A 21,719-nucleotide genomic window follows, 5' to 3' on the forward strand; every position below is an offset into this window, starting at 1 on the left:
GGGCAGCGCGCACATGGCAGTAAATTCACCACGTGATCCTCAAGATGTCGGCTATAAGTGGCCGACTGTTCTGGCGATAGCCGTGCACGTTGCGATTGTCGTGTTTAGCTTAATCAGTTTGCCGACCCGCAACGCGGAGCCCGATAGCTCTTCGATTGTTCAGGCGACGCTGGTGAGTACGGAAACGTTTACCGATCAGGCTCAGCAGGCAACGGAACAACAAGCGGCGATGAATGCACCGGCTGAAGCGCCTACTGAGCCCGATGCACCAGAAGAGCCGTCGGCCAGTGAACAGCAAGCCGCTGCCGAACAGCAAGCGGCCGAAGAAGAAGCTGCCCAGCAGGCAGCCGAAGAGGAAGCGCAAGCATTAGAAGCCGCGCGCGAGGCAGCTGAAGCAGAGGCAGCGCGCCGGGCTCAAGAAGTGGCAGAGCAGGCTGAGCAACAAGCCGCTGAAGCTGCCGAACGTGAGGCCGAGGCGGAAGCCGCTGCTGAGCGTCAACGTGAAGTCGAAGAGGCGCGCCGCCAGCAAGAGGCTGCCGAGCAGCAACGCCAGGAAGAGGCCGAAGCTGAACGCCAGCGTGAAGCAGAGGAACAGCAGCGCCGCGAAGCGGAAGAAGCCGAACGTGAGCGTGAGCGTGAAGCGGCAGAACAACAGCGCCAGGAAGAAGCAGAAGCCGAGCGTCAACGTGAAGCAGAAGAAGAGCGTCTTCGTGAAGAGGAGGCGGCTCAACGAGAGCGCGAGGCAGAAGCTCAGCGTCAACGCGAAGCGGAAGAGCAGCAGCGCCGCGAAGCCGAAGCGGAGCGCCAACGCCAAGCCGCAGAAGCAGCAGAGGAGGCCATGCAACGACAGCTGGCGGGTGAGGCAGAAGCCGCGGCCAATGCTCAGCAGGCTGAGCAGGCAGCCAATAGCTTTATCAATATTGTCCGTCGCGCTGTTGAGCAGGCGTGGTTGATTCCTGCCGGTGCAAGTGATTCGATGAGTGCTACCCTACAAGTGAGGCTAGGACCGTCTGGAGAAGTATTGGCAACATCGATCGTGACATCCAGCGGCGATAGTGCTTTTGACCGGTCTGTGATGCAGGCCGTGGAACATGCTGCACCGTTTGGTGAATTGAGAGATTTGCCAGCCGATCAGCAGCGTAATTTACGTCAGTTTAATCTGCGATTTACCCCGGGGGATGTTCGCTGATGCAAAGCTTGAGCAAAGTGTGGTTGTTCTGTGTGCTGCTGCTAGTCAGCAGTGTAGCGAGTGCCAATTTAACCATTGAAATCACGCGAGGTAGCGATCAAGCGCTGCCTATCGGCGTAGTACCGTTCGCAGGTTCAGACGGAATGCCCGAAGATGTTGCGCAGATTGTCCAAGATGACCTTGAGCGTAGTGGCTATTTTGATCCGCTAGAGCGTAGCGCGATGTTTGAACAGCCCAATCAATCTGACGATGTTCAATTCGATACTTGGCGTTCATTAGACGTACGTTACTTAGTCGTAGGTAGCGCAGAACAGACCAACGGCGGTTTTGAAATACAGTTTGAGCTCATGGATATTAGCGGTCAGCGGCGGATGATTGGTGAAACCGTGACGGTGAGAGGCAATGACCTGCGCGGCGCCGCTCACTATATCAGTGACCAAATCTTTGAAGCGATTACTGATATTCGTGGTGCGTTTTCAACTAAAATTGCCTATGTCACCGCACAAGGTATTGGAGACAATATGCAGTTCGGCCTGTACGTTGCCGACGCCGATGGACGTCGCAGTGAACAGGTATTGACCTCTGACGAACCCATTATGTCGCCCGCATGGTCACCGGATGGCACTAAGCTTGCTTATGTCTCGTTTGAAACTGAGCGCCCAGCTATCTACATTCAGGATGTAGCAACGGGCCAGCGGATAAAAGCAACGTCATTTGATGGTATCAATGGCGCGCCAGCCTGGTCACCAGATGGCCGCCGTATCGCGATGTCTCTCTCCAAAGACGGCCAGCCAGAAATTTATACCATGGATGTGGCTAACCGCTCCGTAGAGCGTATTACCAATAACAACAGCATTGACACTGAGCCCGCTTGGGCACCTGATGGTCGTAGCTTGCTGTTTACCTCTGATCGCAGTGGTGGCCCCCAGCTTTACCAGTACTCGATGGGCGGTGGCGAAGCCGAACGCTTGACGTTTACAGGTAATTACAACGCCCGTGGGCGCTTCTCTCCAGACGGCGAACAGATATTCTTGATCCACCGCTCTAGCCGCGGTTATCAAGTGGCAAGACAAGATTTGAGCGGCGACCGCTTAGTAATATTAAGTGAATCAACAAGAGATGAATCTCCTAGTGTTGCGCCGAACGGGACCATGGTAATCTTCGCTACCCAACAGGGTAATAGTGGGGTGCTAAGTGCTGTTTCTGCCGATGGCCGCTCATCTTTTAGACTGCCATCAGCACAAGGCGATGTACGTGACCCAGCTTGGTCACCCTTCTTAAATTGATCAACAACATTGATTAATATCGAAATTTTTAGTTTTCAGGCAAGGAGTCTGATTATGCAACTTAAACCGTTGGCTCGCTCATTAGCAGCAGCGCTATCTATCGTGGTAATCGCTGGCTGTTCCAGCACCGGCGGAACCCAGGACGGTGACTCGTACGGTAGCCAGGATGGCAGCACTACCGGTTCCAGCACCTCTGGTACAGGTACGGGTAGTCAATATGGTTCTTCCTCTGGTTCAGGTTCTGGTGCTAATGCAGGCCAGCAAGCTGATTCGCGCATTCCAGAAGTACGCACCATCTATTTCGATTACGACCGCGATACGATCAAGAGCGAATATGAGTCTGTCGTAATGTCGCATGCACGTTACTTGCGTGCCAACCCGAGTGCTCAGGTGGTTCTACACGGGCATACGGATGAGCGCGGCACTCGTGAATACAACATGGCGCTGGGTGAGCGTCGTGCTAATGCTGTAGAGCGCTTTCTAAACATTCAGGGCGTCTCTCCTTCACAAATGAGCGTTGTTAGCTATGGTGAAGAGCGTCCGGCCGTTAATGGCCAAGACGAGAGCGCCTACTCGCAGAACCGTCGTGTTGTATTTAACTATTGAGCATTTAACGATTGAATGCTTAGCCACTGATGAATTCGGCGTGCGGCTTATCGCACGCCGTTTACGTCTACGGAGTCATCATGAATCACAGTCTCAAGCGTTACGTTGAGAGGCTGTGCGGTGCGGGAGCCTTAGCGCTCCCGCTGTCCGTATTGCCTTTAATGGCCGTCGCTCAACAGCCGCTCGTCCAAGATCTTTCCAACTCTGACGCTTCCAGCAGTAGCTTCTATCAGCAGACGCAGCGTCAGGAAGCCTCCAGCGGTAATCTGGTGTTATTTAACCAGGTACAGGAGCATCAGCAGGAAATCCAGCAACTGCGCGGTCAGATTGAAGAATTGCGTCACCAGTTAGAGCAACTGCGTCGTCAATCACAGCAGCAGTATCTCGATATTGAAGACCGGCTGATGAGCAGTGGGCCAACGCAGATTGAGCAATCAACCCCAGCGGTTGAACCCGAAGCTGCCGAGGAAGTGGTTAACACGCCTTCTACTAGCAATGTGAGTGAAGAGGCGCAAGCCGATTACCAAGCGGCCTTTGCACATGTTCAAGCACGCCGTTTTGAGGAAGCTATCGCGGCGTTTGAAACCTTTGTCAATGATCATCCTGATACCAGTTTAACGGCCAATGGCCACTATTGGCTGGGTGAGTTATATTCGGCTGAAGGTGAGTTGGACGCTGCTGACCAAGCGTTTAGCCGCGTCATTGACGAGTATAGCGGTAGCAGCAAAGTACCTGATGCGATTTATAAGTTAGGCTTAGTAAAAGCGCGTCAAGGCGAAGCGGAACGTAGCCGTGAGCTACTAGAGCGAGTGCGTGACGACTACCCGCAAAGCAGTGCCGCGGGCCTTGCCAGTGACTTTTTACGCCAGTCAGCAAGTTAAACTTTGCTCTTTATAGCTTTTACGAATAGTTTTTATGAACAGCTTCTAAGAATCGTTTCAAGGAATCAGCATGAGCTGCAAGATCGACTATCAACCAGCGCCTAACCTATTGGAAAATCGCATCGTGTTGGTAACCGGCGCAGGAGACGGGATTGGCCGTGCGGCAGCATTAAGCTATGCCCAGCATGGGGCCACCGTGATTCTATTGGGGCGCACCATTGCCAAATTAGAGCGTGTTTACGATGAAATTGAAGCGGCAGGCGGGCCTCAGCCCGCGATTTTTCCGCTCAATTTTGAAGGCGCTACCCTCAAAGATTTTCATGATATGGCCGAAACGCTGGATCATGAGTTTGGCCGCTTAGATGGTTTGCTGCATAACGCTGGGCTATTAGGTCGCATTACGCCATTTGAGCAATATAACCCTGAGCTATGGCAGCAGGTGATGCAGGTCAATATCAATGGGCCTATCTGGATGACCCAAGCGTTATTACCACTACTGCAACAGTCTGAAGATGCTTCGATAATCTTCACTTCCTCTAGCGTTGGCCGTAAAGGGCGAGCCTACTGGGGGGCTTATTCTGTCTCTAAATTTGCCACTGAAGGCTTTGTCGAGGTATTGGCTGATGAGCTGAATAATCAGTCACATATTCGGGTGAATTCACTTAACCCCGGCGCCACACGCACCCAAATGCGGCGTACGGCGTTTCCTGGTGAAGATCCCTTCACACTGCGTACGCCGGAAGAGATTATGCCGACCTACCTGTGGCTAATGGGGCCAGACAGCGCAGGCACCAGCGGGCAAAAGCTAGATGCCCAACCTCCCCGCACATAACCGTTTGTTTTGAAAGCCGCGTCGATGCTCGCCATCATGCTTGTCTAGAGCTTGAACTCGCCTAGGGCATCGACCAGCGCTGCACACTCTTCAAACCAAATATCAGCGGGCCACTGCTGGTAGTCATCCTCTTCGCTGATATAGCCATAGCCAACCGCGACGGCGGTCATACCGGCGGCGACGGCGGCCTCCATATCCCGTACATGGTCACCGATGTACCAGCAATGTTTAGGGTCAACGCCAAGGCGTCGGGCAGCTTCCCAAAGCGGTTCAGGCGCTGGCTTTTTAACGCTGAGATCATCCGCACATAGCAGTGCGCCAGGCTGTAGCAGCAGAGCTTCTAGTAGCGGCAAGGTATAGCGGCGCGGTTTGTTGGTGACAATCCCCCAAGGCCGCTGATCGCCGTGCCACTCTTGTAGCCACGCATCAAGCGGCGAAAAAACCCGGCTGTGTACCGCTACAGCTTGCTCATAAGCATCAAGTAGAAACTGGCGTGCTTGAGTGTGTCCCTCAGCAGAGGCCTCTAAGCCCAGCGCTAGCGTAACCAGCGCACTGCCGCCATTAGAGACTTGGCGGCGAATTACCTCAAAGGGTAGCGGCGCTAACCCATGGTGAGCACGCAGTGCATTGGTCGCTTCTGCCAAATCGGGGGCCGTATCGACCAACGTTCCGTCCAGGTCGAAAAGTATTGCTTGAGGTGCTTGCATCGACATTTAATCGCTTACCTTGCGGCAGTACATCATGTAATTGACCGAGACATCATGGCTGACCAAGCGGTAGTGGCGGGTAAGCGGATTGTAGGTTAGTCCCGTCTGTTCACGCACTTCTAAACCGCTGTGGCGAGACCAAGCCGCCATTTCTGAAGGGCGAATAAATTTTGCATAGTTATGCGTGCCTCGTGGCAGCAGTTTAAGCACATACTCGGCGCCTAAAATTGCGAACGCGTATGACTTGGCAGTACGGTTTAACGTAGAGAAAAACACATAACCACCCGGACGCACGAGGGCGCTGCAAGCACGAATGACGGAGGCAGGATCCGGCACGTGCTCCAGCATTTCCATGCAAGTTACCACGTCGTAAAAACCAGGCTTCTGAGCGGCCATGGCCTCCACGCTGATATGTTGGTAATCAACTTTTACGCCACGCTCTTCGGCGTGCAACCGGGCCACTGCTAATGGCGCTTCACCGAGATCAATGCCCGTTACCGTCGCACCGCGGTGGGCCATTGACTCGCTTAAAATGCCGCCTCCACAGCCTACATCAAGCACTTTTTTACCCGCCAGCCCCGCACGCGCATCAATAAAGTCAAGACGTAAGGGATTAATATCATGAAGGGATTTGAATTCACCCTGCGGATCCCACCAGCGGCTAGCAAGAGCCTCAAATTTGGCGACTTCTGCTGCATCGACATTGTCTTGATAGTGATGAGCAATGCTATCCTGTGGTGTCGCTTGCATAGTGTGACTCCCATAACTTTTGAACATTTAGCAAAATATTGACGTGTAGCCACTTGTTCGCCGTTGCGAGGTGGTATCCATCCACGCCTTCAGTATTATGGACATTCTAACCACTCCTGTGTCGGAACGCATGAAAAGGACCTCTTCTATGATTCGTAAAGCCGTACTTCCTGTTGCCGGGTTTGGTACCCGCTGCTTGCCAGCGTCTAAGGCTATTCCCAAGGAGATGATTACGATTGTCGATAGGCCGGTGATCCAGTATGTCGTTGAAGAGGCAATTGCCGCTGGTATCCGTGAGATTGTGCTGGTCACTAGTAGCAATAAAAGCGCTATCGAAAATCACTTCGATACCCATGCTGAGCTGGAAGCTAGCTTGGAAAAAAAGGGAAAACATGAGCTTCTGACAATGTTGCGCAATATAGTGCCTGACGACGTCAGCATTATTAGCATTCGTCAGGGCGTGCCGTTAGGGCTAGGCCATGCAGTACTCTGTGCCCGTCCCATCCTTGGCGACGATGAACCTTTTGCGGTGCTATTGCCCGATGTGTTGGTCGATAACAGTGCCAACTCAGCAACGGACTTGGCCGGTATGTTAGCGGCCTATGATCAGCAGCAAACGGCGCAATTGATGGTGGAAGAAGTCGCCTGGGAGCAGGTGGAAAAATATGGCATCGTGGCGCCAGCAGGGGATGTGCCCGCTGCAAACGAGTCAGCCGATTTAGCCGGCATGGTGGAAAAACCCAAGCGTGATGCTGCACCCTCGAATTTAGCGGTCATAGGCCGTTATGCGTTACCAGGCCATATTTTCTCCATATTAGAAAAAACACCGCCCGGTGCCGGTGGTGAAATACAGTTGACCGATGCGCTGGAAACACTGCGAGAACAGATGGGCGTCCAGGCATATCGCATGCAAGGTGTTACCTACGACTGTGGACAGCCCTTAGGTTACCTTGAAGCCACACTCGCCTACGCGCGCCGCCATCCTGAGTTTGGAGAAGCTTTCCAAACCCTGCTGTCACGTTACCACCAGGGAGAGTAACGCATGCGGGTGTTACTTTACGGCAGCGAATTAAGCGCAGCGACGGCAGCCGCTGCGCTTGCATGGGTGGGGCATCAGGTTCAGTGGTTACCCCACGCTGAAGCGCCTTGGTCAGTGCTTTCTGAGGTGGACTGGTTACGCAGTGAACCTCATTTAATGACGCATCTCGAGCAGGGCTTAGCAGAGGGTACCCTGCAGCTCATTGAGCAGATTGATGATGCCGCCATTCCAGAGGTGGTTTGGATGGCGTTATCACCTTCACAGCGCAGTTCGGCCAGTGCACTACTTGAGGCCCCGTTATTAGCGAATCAGCACGGTATTGTACTGATTAATAACTCGACGTTTCCGGTAGGCGAGACCGAACGCCTGCATACGTTAATGGGGGCTCAGCACTCCAGTGTGGCACTGCCCGACACGTTAGAAGAGGGCCGTGCATGGGATTTTTTTACACGCCCAACCCGGCGCTTGCTAGGCTGCGATGATGCGACGGGTGAGCAAGTCACCAGAGAGCTGTTACGCGCCTTTAATCGGCGTAGCGAAGTGTTTCAGTGTATGCCTCGCCGTGCTGCGGAGTTAACCAAGCTGGCCATTAACGGCATGTTGGCCACGCGTATCAGTTATATGAATGAAATCGCCGGTTTGGCTGATACCCTAGGTGTTGATGTCGAACATGTCCGCCAGGGGATGGGGGCCGATTCGCGTATCGGGTTTGAGTACCTGTACCCTGGATGCGGTTTTGGAGGTCCTAACTTCTCCCGCGATTTGATTCGCTTGGCCGATGTGCAACTGCAGAGTGGCCGATATTCAGCGCTGCTTGAGCAGGTAATGGATATTAACGAACAGAAAAAAGAGACGCTGTTCCGCAAGCTGTGGTCCCATTTTTCCGGCGAAATGGCCGGAAAAACCGTGGCGATTTGGGGAGCTGCGTTCAAGCCCGGCACTGCACGTATTGACCACGCGCCCGTAATAACATTGCTTGAAGCACTTTGGGCGCAGGGAGTTAAGGTTCAGCTACACGACCCAGCCGCCGTTCCAGCTCTCCATGCCCTGGTAGGCGAGCGCGAGGATTTGCGCACCTTTACTCATGACCCCTACCAAGCCTGTGAGGGCGCCGATGTACTGATGTTGGTGACAGAATGGAAAACCTATTGGAACCCAGACTGGCATCGGCTGAGCTCGTTATTAAACGCTAAGCTCGTATTAGATGGACGCAATATTTACGATCCTGAATTTGTTGCCAGCTGTGGATTAATGTACCGCGGGATAGGCCGTCGTGCCGACCCGAAGACTCTCTGAGGAAATGTTATGCCAGACGCCACTGCATCCTCTCGTATCGTACCCGATGTGGATCAAAGCTTGACGGCGCAGCATTTGCGCCACCGAAAGGGGCCTACTTTGTGGCCGCTATGGCTATGCTTGTTATTAATCATTGCCCTACTGGGTGCGGCGGCGGCTGGACTTTGGTACGAACGTGAACGACTGTTAAATGAGTTACATCGGGTAAGTGGCGAAGTGTCCAATGTTCATGCTCGCTTGGATTCGGATGACACTGATGTACAAGATACGATAACCTTTGTACAAGCTCAGATGTCGACGCTCTTTCAAGAGCAAGAGCAGCTGTCCATTGCGCTGACCGATACTCGCGAAGAGTTGTACAGTTTGCTAACAATGAATGAGGACATGGCCTCTAGTGATTCGATCAATTCATTGCTGCAGCAGTTGAACCAGCTTAATGAGCAAGCTGAGTTGCGCGACAGTCAGTTGTTGGCGATGCGGGAATCATTGAATGCCCTGGAACAGGCTGGTACCTCAGGACGGCAAAACTTGATTGAGGAAGTGTCCCATCTTGAGCAACTGACCGAACAACGCCTGTCCGTACTGGACAGTCAGATCAGTAACATTAGTAGTGATTGGGAAGAGCAGTTATCAGCGCAAAGAAGCGCCATTGAGTCGCGCTTTGATGAGCTGGAGGCTTCTATTGCTGAGGTTGAAGCGTCACCGGATCAAGATGCTTTGACGGCATTAGAGCAGGAATGGTCGGAACGTTTGAATGCACTAGAGAGTGATGTTCGACAAGTCCGTCAGGCACAGCTTGCCTTTAGTGCCCAGTTAGAAATGCTACGTTAAAAGGTAGTCAGAATAGTTGTATAGCATTGATGCATTCTAGTGCCGAAGAATATTATTTAAGTCGTTGAAAATACTGGGTTTTTATATGACTGGGTAATGAAGCCGCTGATTTAGGTTAGGATAAAAATGTATGGGAAGACAACGGCGATGGACTTCAGCCACCGGTCGCACAGTGTTGGTAGTGCTACCACTGTTATACGCAACACACGGGGCATGGGCGTTAGAGGCGAGCATCACGGGTGTTTCCGATGAAGTCGAAAGTAATATTCAAGCCTATCTACAGAACGTAGAGGCTGAGCAATACACCGAAGCACGTTTAGAAGGTGAGGTTCGTCAACGTACTGAAGAAGCCATGCGTGTGTATGGGTATTATGAGCCTGATATAACCTTTGAGCACACCGGCGATGAGCGCGTCTCGCTTGAGGTTGAGCCAGGACCTCAAATTGAAATTGAAATTTTATCAATTAATGTCAAAGGCGACGCCAGTAACGACCCACCGTTTCAACAAGCAGTAGAAGACTTCCCACTGGAAGAGGGTGACGCACTGCGGCATGCCCCGTGGGAGCGGCTGCGTGGTCAGTTTTCTGGTTTGGCTATCGAGCGCGGTTACTTTGACTGGGGCTTTACGGATCGGCGTATGGAAGTCCGACCGTATTTACAAAGTGCGCGCCTCTATATGAATTTTGACAGTGGCCCACGCTACCAGTTTGGAAAGACTTCAATAACGGGTAGCCACATTGAGATTGACCGATTACTCCGTATACAGCCGTTTGAAAGAGGCGATCCCTATCTAGCGCAAACGCTGGCTGACTATAACCAATCGCTTGCAGAAACCGGCTGGTTTAGCTCAGTGTCAGTGCGGCCGCGCCTTGAAACAGCGCAAGAGCTGGCGATGTCTCCGTCTGGTGGTGGAGACGCCTGGTGGAGCGAGGCGACTGCTTCCCAGCCAGAGCGCCCACGAGTCACCGGTGCGGCTTTAACCAGTGCGCTAAGCATCAATAAGCCCAGTGATACGCAGTTACCTATTGATGTCAGTGTAGAGCCTGCTGATCGCCACCAGTTTGAAGTCGGCATTGGCTACGCAACCGATGTGGGGCCCCGTCTGCGTTTTGGTTGGGAGCAACCATGGATCAATCGCTATGGGCATAGTCTTGACCACGACCTCTATATATCCTCCCCAGAGCAGCGGTTTACCGGGGTATATAACGTTCCGCTAGAAGACCCGCTGCGCGATAGCTACCGGCTGCAATACGGTATCCGTAATATTGACGATAGTGATACCCAATCATTAGAAGGCACCGTTGAAGTAGCTCGGCGCTGGGAGTTTGATAACGATTGGGTTCAAACTCTGTACTTCCGTACCACTTACGAAGACTTCGAGCAGGGGGGCGAAGCCGATCAAGTATGGCTGTTTTATCCAGGTATTCAGTGGTCACGAACTCGAACACGTCCTCAGCGCTTTCCGTTGTGGGGCGACCGTCAGCAGCTCTCTTTAGAGTACTCGGATAAGGTTTGGGGGTCGGATGCGCAGTTCACACGCGTTACGGCCGATACGGAATGGATTCGCACTATCGGCAATGATAACCGATTCCTGGCGCGGATTAGTTTAGGCGCCATCGAAACCGATGACTTTGCCAAAATCCCACCTTCGTTACGCTTTTTTGCCGGTGGCGACCGCAGTGTGCGCGGCTACTCCTATGAAAGCCTTTCACCACGTAATGAAGAAGGGCGGCTCCGGGGCGGCCAGCAACTGCTGACTTCGACCCTTGAGTATCAACGGCGTGTTACGGGGGATTGGTGGGCAGCCACCTTCGTGGACAATGGTGATGCGTTTGATAACTGGGGACCTAACGATTTGAAAACAGGCGCCGGCGCCGGGGTGCGCTGGGTTTCACCGGTCGGGCCAATTCGCTTTGATATCGCACATCCTTTTGACCACGAAGACGATTGGCGTTTGCACTTTTCCATCGGACCGGAATTCTAGGAGAGAGATTTGCCTCAGGTTGAAACAGCGACATCTGATAAGCGTCAGCGACTATCACCCAAATACCGTACCTGGCTTCTGTTGTGGAGCCTTTTACGCCTGATTATCGTATTGCCAATTTGGCTGTTTGGGATTGCGGCGCTGCTTGTTGGGGTAGCGTTATCGCCCTGGGGCACTGGTGTATTGCTCTCGCAGGGGGAGCAGCGGGACTTATTCACCTATGCACACCATGAAGGTGGGCTGCTTGATCATTTTCTGATCGAAGATTTCCAACTGCAGCTGGGTGAAACCCGTATTACTGTGGATGAATTTGAGCTTGCGTGGGGGGATGACTGCGTCCTGTCGGGCCGGTTATGCATCGACACACTCCGCGTGGTAGGCGCTGATGTTCGTTTAGGCGCATCGGGCGAACAGGAGCCGCCGCCAGAAGAAGAGGGGGCGCCACTCGCTATTCGTTTCCCTTTCCCGATCGAGCTACGTTCGCTACAGCTTGACGATGTCAGCCTGCGTCTTGCCGACGGCACCGAGGTCGCGTGGCGCTCGTTAAGCTCAGCGGCTGTTGCTGAAGGCAATCAAGTGCGACTTGAGCCGACCCACTTGGAGCAACCGCGCCTTTATTTGCCGCCATCGGCGGGGGTGTTACTAACGCAAGCCACTGAAACACCTCTTTCTGCTGAGGCTATCGATGCCGCTATATTGCTCCGCGTACCGCAAGACGAAGCCGTACTGGCAGTAGAGTCTCCTGAAGAGCAGTTAGAAGCACGAGAACGGCTGGAATTACCTGCCATTACCTTGCCGGTGGATATTCAAATACCCGAATTTACGCTTAACGATTTTCGCCTGGAAGGCGCCACTGAGTATCAAGTGGAGCGCCTTCAGCTTGGACTGATGACCGAGGGCGACCGCATTGAGTTAACCGAGCTTGCTGTCGTTACCCCAGACGCAGAGGCTGAATTAACCGCAAAGGCAACTTTAAGCGACAGTTACCCACTTGAAGCTCGTTTGAACGTAGAACTTTTTTTAGCTGAGAGGTTTCCTGAGCTCGATGGCGAAACCTTGACGTTAACGCTGTCTGGCCCACTCGATGCACTTGAAGCACAGTTGGAGGTATCCGGCGCGGTAAACGCGTCGTTAAACGGACAAGTAGACGCGCTAGCCCCTACGCTGCCATTTCAAGTGCAGTTACAAAGTGACCAGGTACAGTGGCCGCTCGCCATTGACGAAACGGCGCAAGTCGACGGCGATGTGGCCACCGACCCTTATGTGGTCGATGAGCTGGATTTACAGATGACCGGCAGCCTGAGAGAGTATAGCGCTCAGCTCGCGATGGCCGTTGAGGGCCCCAGCGTGCCGCGTACCCAGATTAACGTCAGCGGTGAGGGCGACCTTGAACACTTTAGCTGGCAGCCGCTTAACCTGGCCGTAGGCGAAAGCTCCCTGCGCAGTGAAGGCACCGTTAGCTGGTTAGCTCCCTTGCAGGTTAATGCGAGTATCCGTTTGGATCAGTTTGACCCTTCCCACTTCGTGGATCAGTTAAACGGCAGTCTGAATGGCGATATTGAGTTTTCCCTGTTCCAGCAAGAGAGCCCGCAAGGTGCCCTGTGGGCTGTCAGTGTACCCAACTTGGCGATCGATGGTGTCCTGCGGGACTACCCCCTAACACTGCAGGCAGCCTTGGACGCCAACAGCAATATGGAGCTGGATATTGAACAGTTGCTGTTTACCCAGGGGGATAACCGGTTGGAAGCGGCAGGCCAAGTCAGCGAACAGGCGATGTCGTTAAATGCCGACATTGCGCTACGCCAGCTGCAAACCCTCTCGCCGGATCTGGCGGGCAACATTGTGGGAACGCTGAAGGCTAGCGGTAGCTTTGATCAGCCGCAATTGCTTGCTGATTTACAAGGTGATGGCGTGCGTTTCGGCGAAAATCGCATTGAACGGCTCACGCTTAATGCCGATGTGCAGGGAATCGATGACCCTACCCTTGATGTTCAACTGGCTCTACAAAATGTCAATGCCGGTGGCCAGGCGCTGTCTACCATGAACGTAAATTTATCCGGGCGCCTCTCAGAACATCGTCTTGAGCTTAATGCCCAGGGTACGGACAACAACGTATTAAGTCGCGCGCAACTCGCCCTTGATGGGCGTTTTGATCAGCCGAACCAATTGTATCAGGCCCGGGTAACGCCACTGGAAATCGATTCCGAAGCTGGCGATATTCGCCTTGAAGCACCCTTGGATCTTCGCTACAACTTGGCCAGCGGTCAGGCGAACCTTTCACCCTTCTGTCTGCGTCGTGAGCAGGGCGGCTTGGTCTGTTCTGAAGAGGAAATAAATGCTTCGGCGCAACAGGGCAGCGCTGTGCTTTCATTACGTGAAGTCCCTATGGAGATGCTGGAGCCTTTTTTACCCGAAGAGTGGCAGTTAGAAGGCGATACAACGGCGGACCTCAACGCTGATTGGCGCCAGGGCGGTGCCCAGTGGCAGGCAAATCTGCAGGTGCTCAGTGAACTCGCAGTGACTGCCATCAATGATTATGGTCAGCCCGTGCAATTGCCAGAAATTAATTTAGACGCCCAGATTGAGGCTAACCAGGCACAAGCGGATGCCAATGTGACGCTTTCGCTTGCCGAGGCAGGCAATCTGAATCTGGAATTATCGATCAATGACCCCTTAGGGGCAGGCGAGCTCAGTGGGGAATTGCGAGCAGACGATGTTTCACTGCAACCTTATCGCCCTATGCTCGTCGGGATGGATCAACTGGAAGGGGATCTGACCGGTAGTGTGCAAATTTCGGGCACTACTGACCAGCCCGGTTTACAGGGCCAGCTTGGGTTACGTGGTATTCGTGTTAATGGTCCTGATATTCCAGTCGATGTACAAGATGGAGAGTTACTGGTCTCTTTTGACGGTGAGCAGGGCGATATTGACGGTTATCTGGCGGCCGAGCGCGGGCGTTTGGAAATCACCGGTGATGCTTACTGGCCAAGCGGTGACGATTGGCGCATTGGCGTCGACCTAAATGCTGTTCAAGAGCCTATTCTGATCGTATTGCCACAGTTTGGTCGTCTTGAAGCTGCGCCTGATGTTCGTGTTCGTGTGACCCCAGAAAGGCTGCAAGTAAGGGGAGACATCAACTTACCCTGGGCAAGACTGGAAATTGGCGATATGCCATCGTCGGCCGTTACGCCTAGCAGTGATGAAGTGATTATCACCGAACGCGATGATCGGCAGGCAGAAATTGAGGCACAGCGTGCTGCCGCCAATGGTGATGAGCCTAGCGCTGCAGATGAACTAGCCGCTACCGGCATGGCCCTTGATGTGCTGGTAACGCTAACGCTGGGCAGTGATATGCAGCTATCGGCCTACGGCTTAGAATCCGGATTGGGAGGTTCATTAGAAATTCGCCAAAGTGGCGGTGCATTACAGCTATTTGGCGATGTCAATTTAGTCGATGGGCGCTTCCAGGCGTTCGGTCAAGACTTGGTCATTCGCCGCGGTGAACTACTGTTTAGCGGACCCCCTGGGCTACCTACCCTCGACTTTGAGGCCATCCGTAATCCCGACGTTACCGAAGATGACGTTATTGCTGGCCTGCGTGTCACCGGTAATGCCGAAGCCCCCAATGTACTGATCTTCTCCGAACCAGCAATGGATGAAACACGAGCACTTTCATATTTACTACGGGGCCGCGCCCCGGACGCCTCCAGTGGTGGGGTGGATAGCGCACTGACGACGGCGTTGATTGGTATGTCGTTAGGACGCACCGGTGGCGCAGTTGGCTCGATTGGCGAGGCTTTCGGCATTGACGACTTAACCCTGGATACCACCGGCGCAGGCGATGACAGCCAAGTCGCCGTCAGTGGCCAACTGACCGACGACCTTAGGATTAGTTACGGCGTGGGAATTTTCTCGCCGATTGCAGAACTAACACTACGCTATACGCTGTGGCGTAACCTTTATCTTCAGGCCGTATCGGGTACCAATCAGGCGGTTGACTTGATCTACACCTTTACCCGTTCCGGTGACCCAAAAATCTTACAGCAGCAATGAGTGAGGGCGATATGTCGCTATTTTCTTCTTCAAGTACCAGTCGTGTACTGCCTGGCCGTGATACCCCTATAGAGACCAGCGATGTTCACACCATCAACGGGCATTCGTTGCATCCACCGTTTCCAAAGGGCCATGAAGAGATTGTGTTGGGAATGGGCTGCTTCTGGGGTGTTGAACGTCTGTTTTGGCAATTGCCCGGCGTCTATGTGACCGCGGCAGGTTATGCCGGCGGTGAAACGCCCAACCCCACCTATGATGAGACCTGCACTGGGCGTACCGGTCACACCGAGGTGGTGAGGGTAGTCTACGATCCAAAGCAAGTCGACCTGGAAACGCTGCTACAGGTGTTCTGGGAGCAGCACGATCCTACCCAGGGAAATCGACAGGGCAACGACATTGGCTCGCAGTATCGTTCAGCTATTTTCACCACCAGCGAGGCTCAGCAAGCAGCCGCTGAACAAAGCGCGTCCGCCTTTCAGCAGGCGCTCAACAAGGCAGGCAAAGGGCAAATCACGACCGAAATAAAACCGCTTGAAGCGTTTTATTATGCAGAGGCTTACCATCAGCAGTATCTCGACAAAAACCCGAATGGCTACTGCGGCTTAAAAGGCACCGGCGTGACCTGCCCGATAGGCTAAAAGCTCATTTTTATCAAAGTTAATTTAACCAAGCTAACCAGCGCATTATAAAGGAAGCCATTATGCAGCAGCGTTATCACCGAAAGCGGGCTTTCCAGCGTAGCGCGATAGGCAGCACTTTGGTACTGCTACTATGTGCGCCGTTATCCTGGGCGGGCGACGAGGCCACTAGCGAGCTTTCAATGCCTCAAACCGTTGGCGACACTCAGTTCGCCAGCGAGCGTGACGCAGTGATGTGGCGCCAGCAAGAGCTCAAAGATATTGAAAGCCTGGTTCGTCAGCTGCGTTTTGACTTAGTTAACAATCAAGATGTAGAGGCCGCTGCCCCACGCTTAACGGAACTCCAAGAGCGTGCGACTGCCCAGCAGCTACTGCCTGCCTTTATTGCAGGTACGCATGGCGGTGGTTCTGAGGCGCGCGCCTCTATTTGGGAAGAGTGGAGTGAGTTTGCCGCTGGCTTTACTGACCTTGAGGATAAAATCACTCAGCTGGTTGAGGTCGCCGAACAGGGGGATACTCGTGACACAGCGAGAGCACTTTCCGAGGTAGGCGCTAGCTGCAAGAGCTGCCATCGCGCCTACCGCTACGACTAGCGTCTCAGTAGGCGCTCAAAGAGAGACTTAATCGCCTGATTGTATGCGGTCAATGCGGTAAAGCGTTTCCACTTGCTCTAAGCCACTGATGGTGCAATTCAGGTCTTTAACGCGACCATCGCTTAAACCGTAAACCCAGCCATGTACCGAGATTTGCTGCCCACGCTGCCAGGCGCGCTGCAAAATCTTGGTACGGCACAAGCTATTCACCTGCGCTTTAACGTTGAGTTCGCACATACGGTCAATTTGGTCTTCCAGAGGAAGATGGTCTAGCGAATCACGGTGACGGTTGTACTGTTCGCGAACCGAATGTAGCCAATAATCGACCACACCGCATTCGCCACCCATCATGGCGGCCTTAATGCCCCCACAACCATAGTGTCCGACAATCATAATATGGCTGACTTTAAGCACATCCACCGCGTACTGAACCACCGACAGGGCGTTCATATCCGTATGGTGGAGCAGGTTCGCTACATTGCGGTGAACGAAAACTTCCCCAGGCGGCAGCGCAATAATTTGATTGGCGGGCACACGGCTATCCGAACAGCCAATCCATAAATAGTCTGGGTTTTGCTGACTTGAAAGCCGTTTAAAGTAGTCGGGGTCCTCTTCGCACATGCGCTCAGCCCAGGCACGATTGTTATCGAGTAGCGTCGCAATAGAGTCAGACATAGTGTCTCCAGCAAGATTAAATAGAGTTAAGTCGCTGATCGAGAAGCGGAATAATAAATCTTAGCAAGTATAAGGGATTGGACAGTATAAAATAGCAGCAAATGGTTTTAACCCCCCCGGACAGTCAGGTCAATATCCTTGTTTGGCCGTCAGGGGTAATCATTTTTAACTTCACAGGAGCAAACGATGGCCGACTTTTCCGAATATGAATATGACCTCCTGGTGATTGGTGCAGGCTCCGGCGGCGTGCGTGCTGCGCGTATGGCAGCCGCCACCGGTGCCAGAGTAGCGATTGCCGAAGACCGATACCTGGGCGGTACCTGTGTCAACGTTGGCTGTGTGCCCAAAAAACTTTACTCATACGCCGCCCATTTTCACGACAGCTTTGATGACTCGGCCGGTTTTGGCTGGCAGTTGCCTGGCCCGGCAAGCTTTGACTGGGCGACGCTGCGTGATAATAAAATAAGCGAAATCAAACGGCTAAACGGTATTTATCAGCGCATGCTGGAAGGCGCGGGAGTAACACTTTTTAATGCCCGGGCTCGGCTGGCTGATGCGAATACAGTGACGTTGAGCGGAGAGCATGGCGATATTTCGATAAGCGCAGAAAAAATCCTGGTGGCCACGGGCGGGTGGCCATGGGTGCCCAATTTTCCGGGTAGCGAATATGCGCTGGACTCCAACCAGATCTTTGATCTCGATACGTTTCCCAAGCGCTTTCTGGTTTTGGGTGGCGGTTACATCGCAGTCGAGTTCTCTAGCATTTTCAACGGGCTTGGTAGCGAGACACACCTCATCTATCGTGGCGAGCTGTTCTTGAAAGGTTTTGATCAACAGGTTCGCGAATTCACCTGTGCCGAAATGGAAAGAAAGGGGGTCAACCTCCACTTCAACACCAATATTGAGCGTATTGAAGCCACCCAGAATGCCTACAACGTTTATCTCACCGATGGGCAGGTAATGGAAGTCGATGTGGTGCTGGCGGCAACTGGGCGCAAAGCTAATATCAAAGACCTGGGTCTGGAGGCGCTGGGTATTAACCTGGATGAGCAGGGCAAGATCCCTGTCAACGAGCGTTTTGAAACGGCGCAACCGTCAATCCTTGCGCTAGGCGACTTAATCGCTGGCCCAGAACTAACGCCAGTGGCCTTGGCAGAAGCGATGCAGCTGGTGGATGTCCACTTTGCCGACACCGTCCCCCAGCCGCTCGATTACACCACGATTCCAACCGCCGTTTTTTGCCACCCTAACATCGGCACGGTAGGGCTTTCCGAAGAGGCGGCTCGTGAAAAATTCACCAATATCCGCGTTTATAGCACCAATTTTCGGGCCATGAAGCACACCTTGTCGGGTAGCCAAGAGCGCACCTTAATGAAATTGGTGGTAGACGATGCCACTGATGTGGTGGTCGGGGCCCATATGGTCGGCGACGACGCAGGTGAAATCATTCAAGGTATAGCTATCGCGGTAAGGGCAGGCCTTACCAAGCATGACTTTGACCGCACTGTGGGTATCCACCCAACGGGAGCAGAGGAGTTCGTCACTATGCGCACGCTCACGCGTACTTGACCCGGTGCTTATGTTGCCTTGCGACGAGCGCTGGATGCCCGTGCAGACATCGCATATGAAGATCGTGCATGTGAAGACAAGTTGTGAGTGAAAACAGATTTAGGTATGCCCATTGGCACGCCTTTTTTTGTCGGCAAGTTGGGCTATTCTAAATCAGTAACGACAGATCTGAGCGCGAGCAGATAGCTAACAAGCCGTTTCTCATAACAAAAAATTATGGAAAGTAGGGTGGTGAATAATATGATTTTTGAATTGCTCATAATCAGCTGTTATAATGATCATCAAATTCGCTACAGCGAAGCATAACTATGAGTACGCCCATACAACCGTTTACCCCCTCTGCTGACTTGGCCAGGCCTACAGTGGCCGATGCCGTCGTTGGTCATGCGGAGACACCGCTGTTTATTCGCAAACCTAATGCGGATGACGGCTGGGGAGTGTACGAGCTTATCAAAGCCTGCCCGCCGCTGGATGTGAATTCTGCCTACGCCTATTTGTTACTCGCTACACAGTTTCGTGATACCTGTGCAGTCGCTACCAATGAAGAGGGTGAAATCGTTGGTTTTGTATCGGGCTATGTGAAGGATAATGCCCCCGATACTTACTTCTTATGGCAGGTAGCCGTCGGCGAAAAAGCACGCGGTACAGGGCTTGCACGTCGCTTGGTCGAGGCAATCATGTCGCGCCCCGAGCTTGACGATGTGCATCACCTTGAAACCACGATCACGCCAGACAATCTAGCCTCTTGGGGCTTATTTCGTCGCTTGGCCGCGCGCTGGCATGCGCCGCTCAATAGCCGCGAATACTTCTCTACCGAACAGCTCGGAGGGGAGCATGACCCGGAAAACCTGGTTCGTATCGGTCCGTTCCAAACAGACCGCATCTAATACGTGCGTTTAACCATAAACAGCACGTAGTGAACATACTGTTTTTCCCGCTCATGTTGCTCCGGGCTAGCAACGCCTAATGGCAAAATGATTGACCAAGGAGGTCGCAATGCAGACCCAGACGCTTGAACGCATGGAATCCAATGTACGTACTTATTCTCGTTCATTCCCGGTGGTATTTACCAAAGCGCAAAATGCGCGCCTAACCGATGAGAACGGCCGTGAATACATTGATTTCCTCGCCGGCGCGGGCACGCTTAACTACGGTCACAATAATCCGCACATGAAGCAGGCAATGATTGATTACCTGTCAACAGACGGTGTTGTGCACGGTCTGGATATGTGGACCAATGCCAAGCGCGATTATTTAGAAACGCTTGAGGAAGTCATCTTCAAGCCACGCGGTCTCGACTACAAAGTGCATTTACCAGGCCCGACTGGTACCAACGCTGTCGAAGCCGCCATTCGTTTGGCCCGTGTTGCTAAAGGCCGTCACAACATCGTGACGTTCACCAATGGCTTCCACGGTGTAACGATGGGCGCTTTGGCTACCACCGGTAACCGTAAGTTCCGTGAAGCCACGGGCGGTATCCCAACTCAGGGTGCCAGCTTCCTGCCCTATGATGGCTACATGGGCGAACATACCGACACGCTGGATTACTTTGAAAAACTGCTGGGCGACAAATCCGGCGGTCTGGATGTTCCCGCTGGTGTCATTATTGAGACCGTGCAAGGCGAGGGCGGTATCAACGTGGCAGGCCTGGAGTGGTTGAAGCGTTTGGAAAGCATTTGCCGAGCCCATGATATTCTGCTGATTATCGACGATATCCAGGCAGGCTGTGGTCGTACCGGTAAGTTCTTCAGCTTTGAGCATGCAGGCATCACGCCAGACATTATTACCAACTCGAAGTCACTCTCTGGCTTTGGTCTGCCATTTGCGCATGTCTTGATGCGTCCAGAACTGGATAAGTGGAAGCCAGGTCAATATAACGGCACCTTTCGTGGCTTCAGCTTAGCGATGGTGACAGCCACCGCCGCGTTAAAAAAATATTGGACCAACGATACCTTTGAGCGTGATGTTCAGCGCAAAGGACGTATTGTAGAAGAGCGTTTCCAAAAGCTTGCGGCACTGCTGACTGAGAGCGGCATGCCTGCCACTGAACGTGGGCGTGGTTTGATGCGTGGCATTGACGTGGTATCGGGAGATATCGCTGATAAAATTACCAGCAAAGCGTTTGAGCACGGCTTGATAATTGAAACCAGTGGTCAGGACGGTGAAGTCGTGAAGTGTCTGTGCCCACTGACCATCAGCGATGAAGACCTGCTGAAAGGCCTGGATATTCTGGAAATGTGCGTGAAAGCTGTTGCTAGCGAGTAATTTGGCGTTAGGATAAAGCGTCAGCTCACACCCGTTTCGTTAGGGAAACTGCGGCTAGTAATCGCTAGCCGCTATGCTATGGAGTACTTCTATGATCGTTCGTAATCTCGAAGAAGCGCGCAAAACAGAACGCCTAGTCACCGCTGAAAACGGCAATTGGGATAGCACACGTCTTGTTTTAGCCAATGATAACGCTGGCTTCTCGTTCCATATTACCCGAATTTTTCCCGGCACTGAGACCCACATTCATTATAAAAACCACTACGAAGCGGTGTTTTGCTATGAAGGTGAAGGCGAGGTGGAAACCCTGGCCGACGGTAAAATCTGGCCGATCAAAGCAGGCGACATTTACCTGCTAGATCAGCACGATGAGCACCTGCTACGCGGTAAAGAAAAAGGAATGACGGTTGCTTGCGTCTTCACACCGCCGATTACCGGCAATGAAGTCCACCAGGAAGACGGTTCATACGCAGCAGAATAGAAACGCTATTTAGAAAGAAATTATGAAATCGTCAGCTTGAGATG

19 protein-coding genes are annotated in these 21,719 nt (G+C 52.9%); 16 read left to right on the forward strand and 3 right to left on the reverse strand.

Annotation, left to right across the window (positions count from 1 at the left end):
• Nucleotides 1-13: 13 nt before the first annotated feature.
• The 5 genes from tolA to ACXUPB_RS10895 all read left to right on the forward strand — a co-directional run bounded on the left by tolA (nucleotide 14) and on the right by ACXUPB_RS10895 (nucleotide 4,794).
• Nucleotides 14-1,189, forward strand: a complete 1,176-nt coding sequence (tolA, locus tag ACXUPB_RS10875; protein ID WP_472956623.1) for a cell envelope integrity protein TolA — start codon at nucleotides 14-16, stop codon at nucleotides 1,187-1,189.
• Nucleotides 1,189-2,475 (forward strand): Tol-Pal system beta propeller repeat protein TolB, encoded by a 1,287-nt coding sequence (tolB, locus tag ACXUPB_RS10880; RefSeq protein WP_336273088.1) that lies wholly within the window; start codon nucleotides 1,189-1,191, stop codon nucleotides 2,473-2,475. Before tolA ends, tolB begins: the two co-directional genes overlap by 1 nt.
• Before the next feature lie 54 nt (nucleotides 2,476-2,529).
• The gene (pal, locus tag ACXUPB_RS10885) at nucleotides 2,530-3,081 is read left to right on the forward strand and encodes a peptidoglycan-associated lipoprotein Pal (RefSeq protein WP_336273087.1); all 552 of its coding nucleotides are present in this window, start codon (nucleotides 2,530-2,532) and stop codon (nucleotides 3,079-3,081) included.
• A gap of 80 nt (nucleotides 3,082-3,161) precedes the next feature.
• Entirely contained in the window at nucleotides 3,162-3,962 is an 801-nt protein-coding gene (gene ybgF, locus ACXUPB_RS10890) for a tol-pal system protein YbgF (protein WP_472956626.1), read from the forward strand.
• Between the two features lie 70 nt (nucleotides 3,963-4,032).
• Nucleotides 4,033-4,794: a YciK family oxidoreductase gene (locus tag ACXUPB_RS10895; RefSeq protein WP_472956628.1), complete on the forward strand. Its 762-nt coding sequence runs from the start codon at nucleotides 4,033-4,035 to the stop codon at nucleotides 4,792-4,794.
• 44 nt (nucleotides 4,795-4,838) lie between these two features.
• On the opposite strand, the gene ACXUPB_RS10900 is transcribed toward ACXUPB_RS10895, so the two are convergent.
• Together ACXUPB_RS10900 and ubiG are read right to left on the reverse strand one after the other, a co-directional pair.
• Nucleotides 4,839-5,507: an HAD-IA family hydrolase gene (locus ACXUPB_RS10900; RefSeq protein WP_176302116.1), complete on the reverse strand. Its 669-nt coding sequence runs from the start codon at nucleotides 5,505-5,507 to the stop codon at nucleotides 4,839-4,841.
• Complete coding sequence (gene ubiG / locus ACXUPB_RS10905; RefSeq protein ID WP_472956630.1) at nucleotides 5,508-6,251, reverse strand: bifunctional 2-polyprenyl-6-hydroxyphenol methylase/3-demethylubiquinol 3-O-methyltransferase UbiG; 744 nt, start codon at nucleotides 6,249-6,251, stop codon at nucleotides 5,508-5,510.
• Between the two features lie 148 nt (nucleotides 6,252-6,399).
• On the opposite strand from ubiG, the gene galU reads away from it, so the two are divergent.
• The 7 genes from galU (at nucleotide 6,400) to ACXUPB_RS10940 (ending at nucleotide 16,685) form a co-directional block, all read left to right on the forward strand.
• Entirely contained in the window at nucleotides 6,400-7,290 is an 891-nt protein-coding gene (galU, locus tag ACXUPB_RS10910; protein WP_472956631.1) for a UTP--glucose-1-phosphate uridylyltransferase GalU, read from the forward strand.
• A gap of 3 nt (nucleotides 7,291-7,293) precedes the next feature.
• Complete coding sequence (locus tag ACXUPB_RS10915) at nucleotides 7,294-8,586, forward strand: nucleotide sugar dehydrogenase (protein WP_472956633.1); 1,293 nt, start codon at nucleotides 7,294-7,296, stop codon at nucleotides 8,584-8,586.
• 9 nt (nucleotides 8,587-8,595) lie between these two features.
• A complete protein-coding gene (locus tag ACXUPB_RS10920) occupies nucleotides 8,596-9,417 on the forward strand; it encodes a GumC domain-containing protein (RefSeq protein ID WP_336268997.1) in 822 nt (273 codons plus the stop codon).
• A 130-nt stretch (nucleotides 9,418-9,547) separates the two neighbouring features.
• Nucleotides 9,548-11,401 (forward strand): autotransporter assembly complex protein TamA, encoded by a 1,854-nt coding sequence (gene tamA, locus ACXUPB_RS10925; RefSeq protein WP_472956635.1) that lies wholly within the window; start codon nucleotides 9,548-9,550, stop codon nucleotides 11,399-11,401.
• A 9-nt stretch (nucleotides 11,402-11,410) separates the two neighbouring features.
• A complete protein-coding gene (gene tamB, locus ACXUPB_RS10930; RefSeq protein WP_472956637.1) occupies nucleotides 11,411-15,454 on the forward strand; it encodes an autotransporter assembly complex protein TamB in 4,044 nt (1,347 codons plus the stop codon).
• An 11-nt stretch (nucleotides 15,455-15,465) separates the two neighbouring features.
• Nucleotides 15,466-16,092 (forward strand): peptide-methionine (S)-S-oxide reductase MsrA, encoded by a 627-nt coding sequence (gene msrA / locus ACXUPB_RS10935; protein ID WP_472952364.1) that lies wholly within the window; start codon nucleotides 15,466-15,468, stop codon nucleotides 16,090-16,092.
• Between the two features lie 62 nt (nucleotides 16,093-16,154).
• Nucleotides 16,155-16,685 carry a c-type cytochrome gene (locus ACXUPB_RS10940; protein WP_472952366.1) on the forward strand — a complete coding sequence of 177 codons (531 nt, stop codon included), beginning with the start codon at nucleotides 16,155-16,157 and terminating at the stop codon, nucleotides 16,683-16,685.
• Between the two features lie 27 nt (nucleotides 16,686-16,712).
• Here the strand turns inward: ACXUPB_RS10940 and can are convergent, their stop codons facing one another.
• Complete coding sequence (gene can / locus ACXUPB_RS10945) at nucleotides 16,713-17,360, reverse strand: carbonate dehydratase (protein ID WP_176302125.1); 648 nt, start codon at nucleotides 17,358-17,360, stop codon at nucleotides 16,713-16,715.
• A gap of 186 nt (nucleotides 17,361-17,546) precedes the next feature.
• Between can and gorA the strand changes: the two genes are divergently transcribed.
• The 4 genes from gorA to ACXUPB_RS10965 all read left to right on the forward strand — a co-directional run bounded on the left by gorA (nucleotide 17,547) and on the right by ACXUPB_RS10965 (nucleotide 21,675).
• Nucleotides 17,547-18,929 carry a glutathione-disulfide reductase gene (gene gorA / locus ACXUPB_RS10950; protein ID WP_472952367.1) on the forward strand — a complete coding sequence of 461 codons (1,383 nt, stop codon included), beginning with the start codon at nucleotides 17,547-17,549 and terminating at the stop codon, nucleotides 18,927-18,929.
• 308 nt (nucleotides 18,930-19,237) lie between these two features.
• Nucleotides 19,238-19,816: a diaminobutyrate acetyltransferase gene (gene ectA, locus ACXUPB_RS10955; RefSeq protein WP_008957963.1), complete on the forward strand. Its 579-nt coding sequence runs from the start codon at nucleotides 19,238-19,240 to the stop codon at nucleotides 19,814-19,816.
• A gap of 109 nt (nucleotides 19,817-19,925) precedes the next feature.
• Nucleotides 19,926-21,194 (forward strand): diaminobutyrate--2-oxoglutarate transaminase, encoded by a 1,269-nt coding sequence (ectB, locus tag ACXUPB_RS10960; protein ID WP_035558202.1) that lies wholly within the window; start codon nucleotides 19,926-19,928, stop codon nucleotides 21,192-21,194.
• A 91-nt stretch (nucleotides 21,195-21,285) separates the two neighbouring features.
• The gene (locus ACXUPB_RS10965; RefSeq protein WP_008957961.1) at nucleotides 21,286-21,675 is read left to right on the forward strand and encodes an ectoine synthase; all 390 of its coding nucleotides are present in this window, start codon (nucleotides 21,286-21,288) and stop codon (nucleotides 21,673-21,675) included.
• The last annotated feature ends 44 nt before the right edge of the window (nucleotides 21,676-21,719 follow it).

The sequence above is a fragment of the Vreelandella sp. DA03-1M genome, from assembly GCF_055725665.1.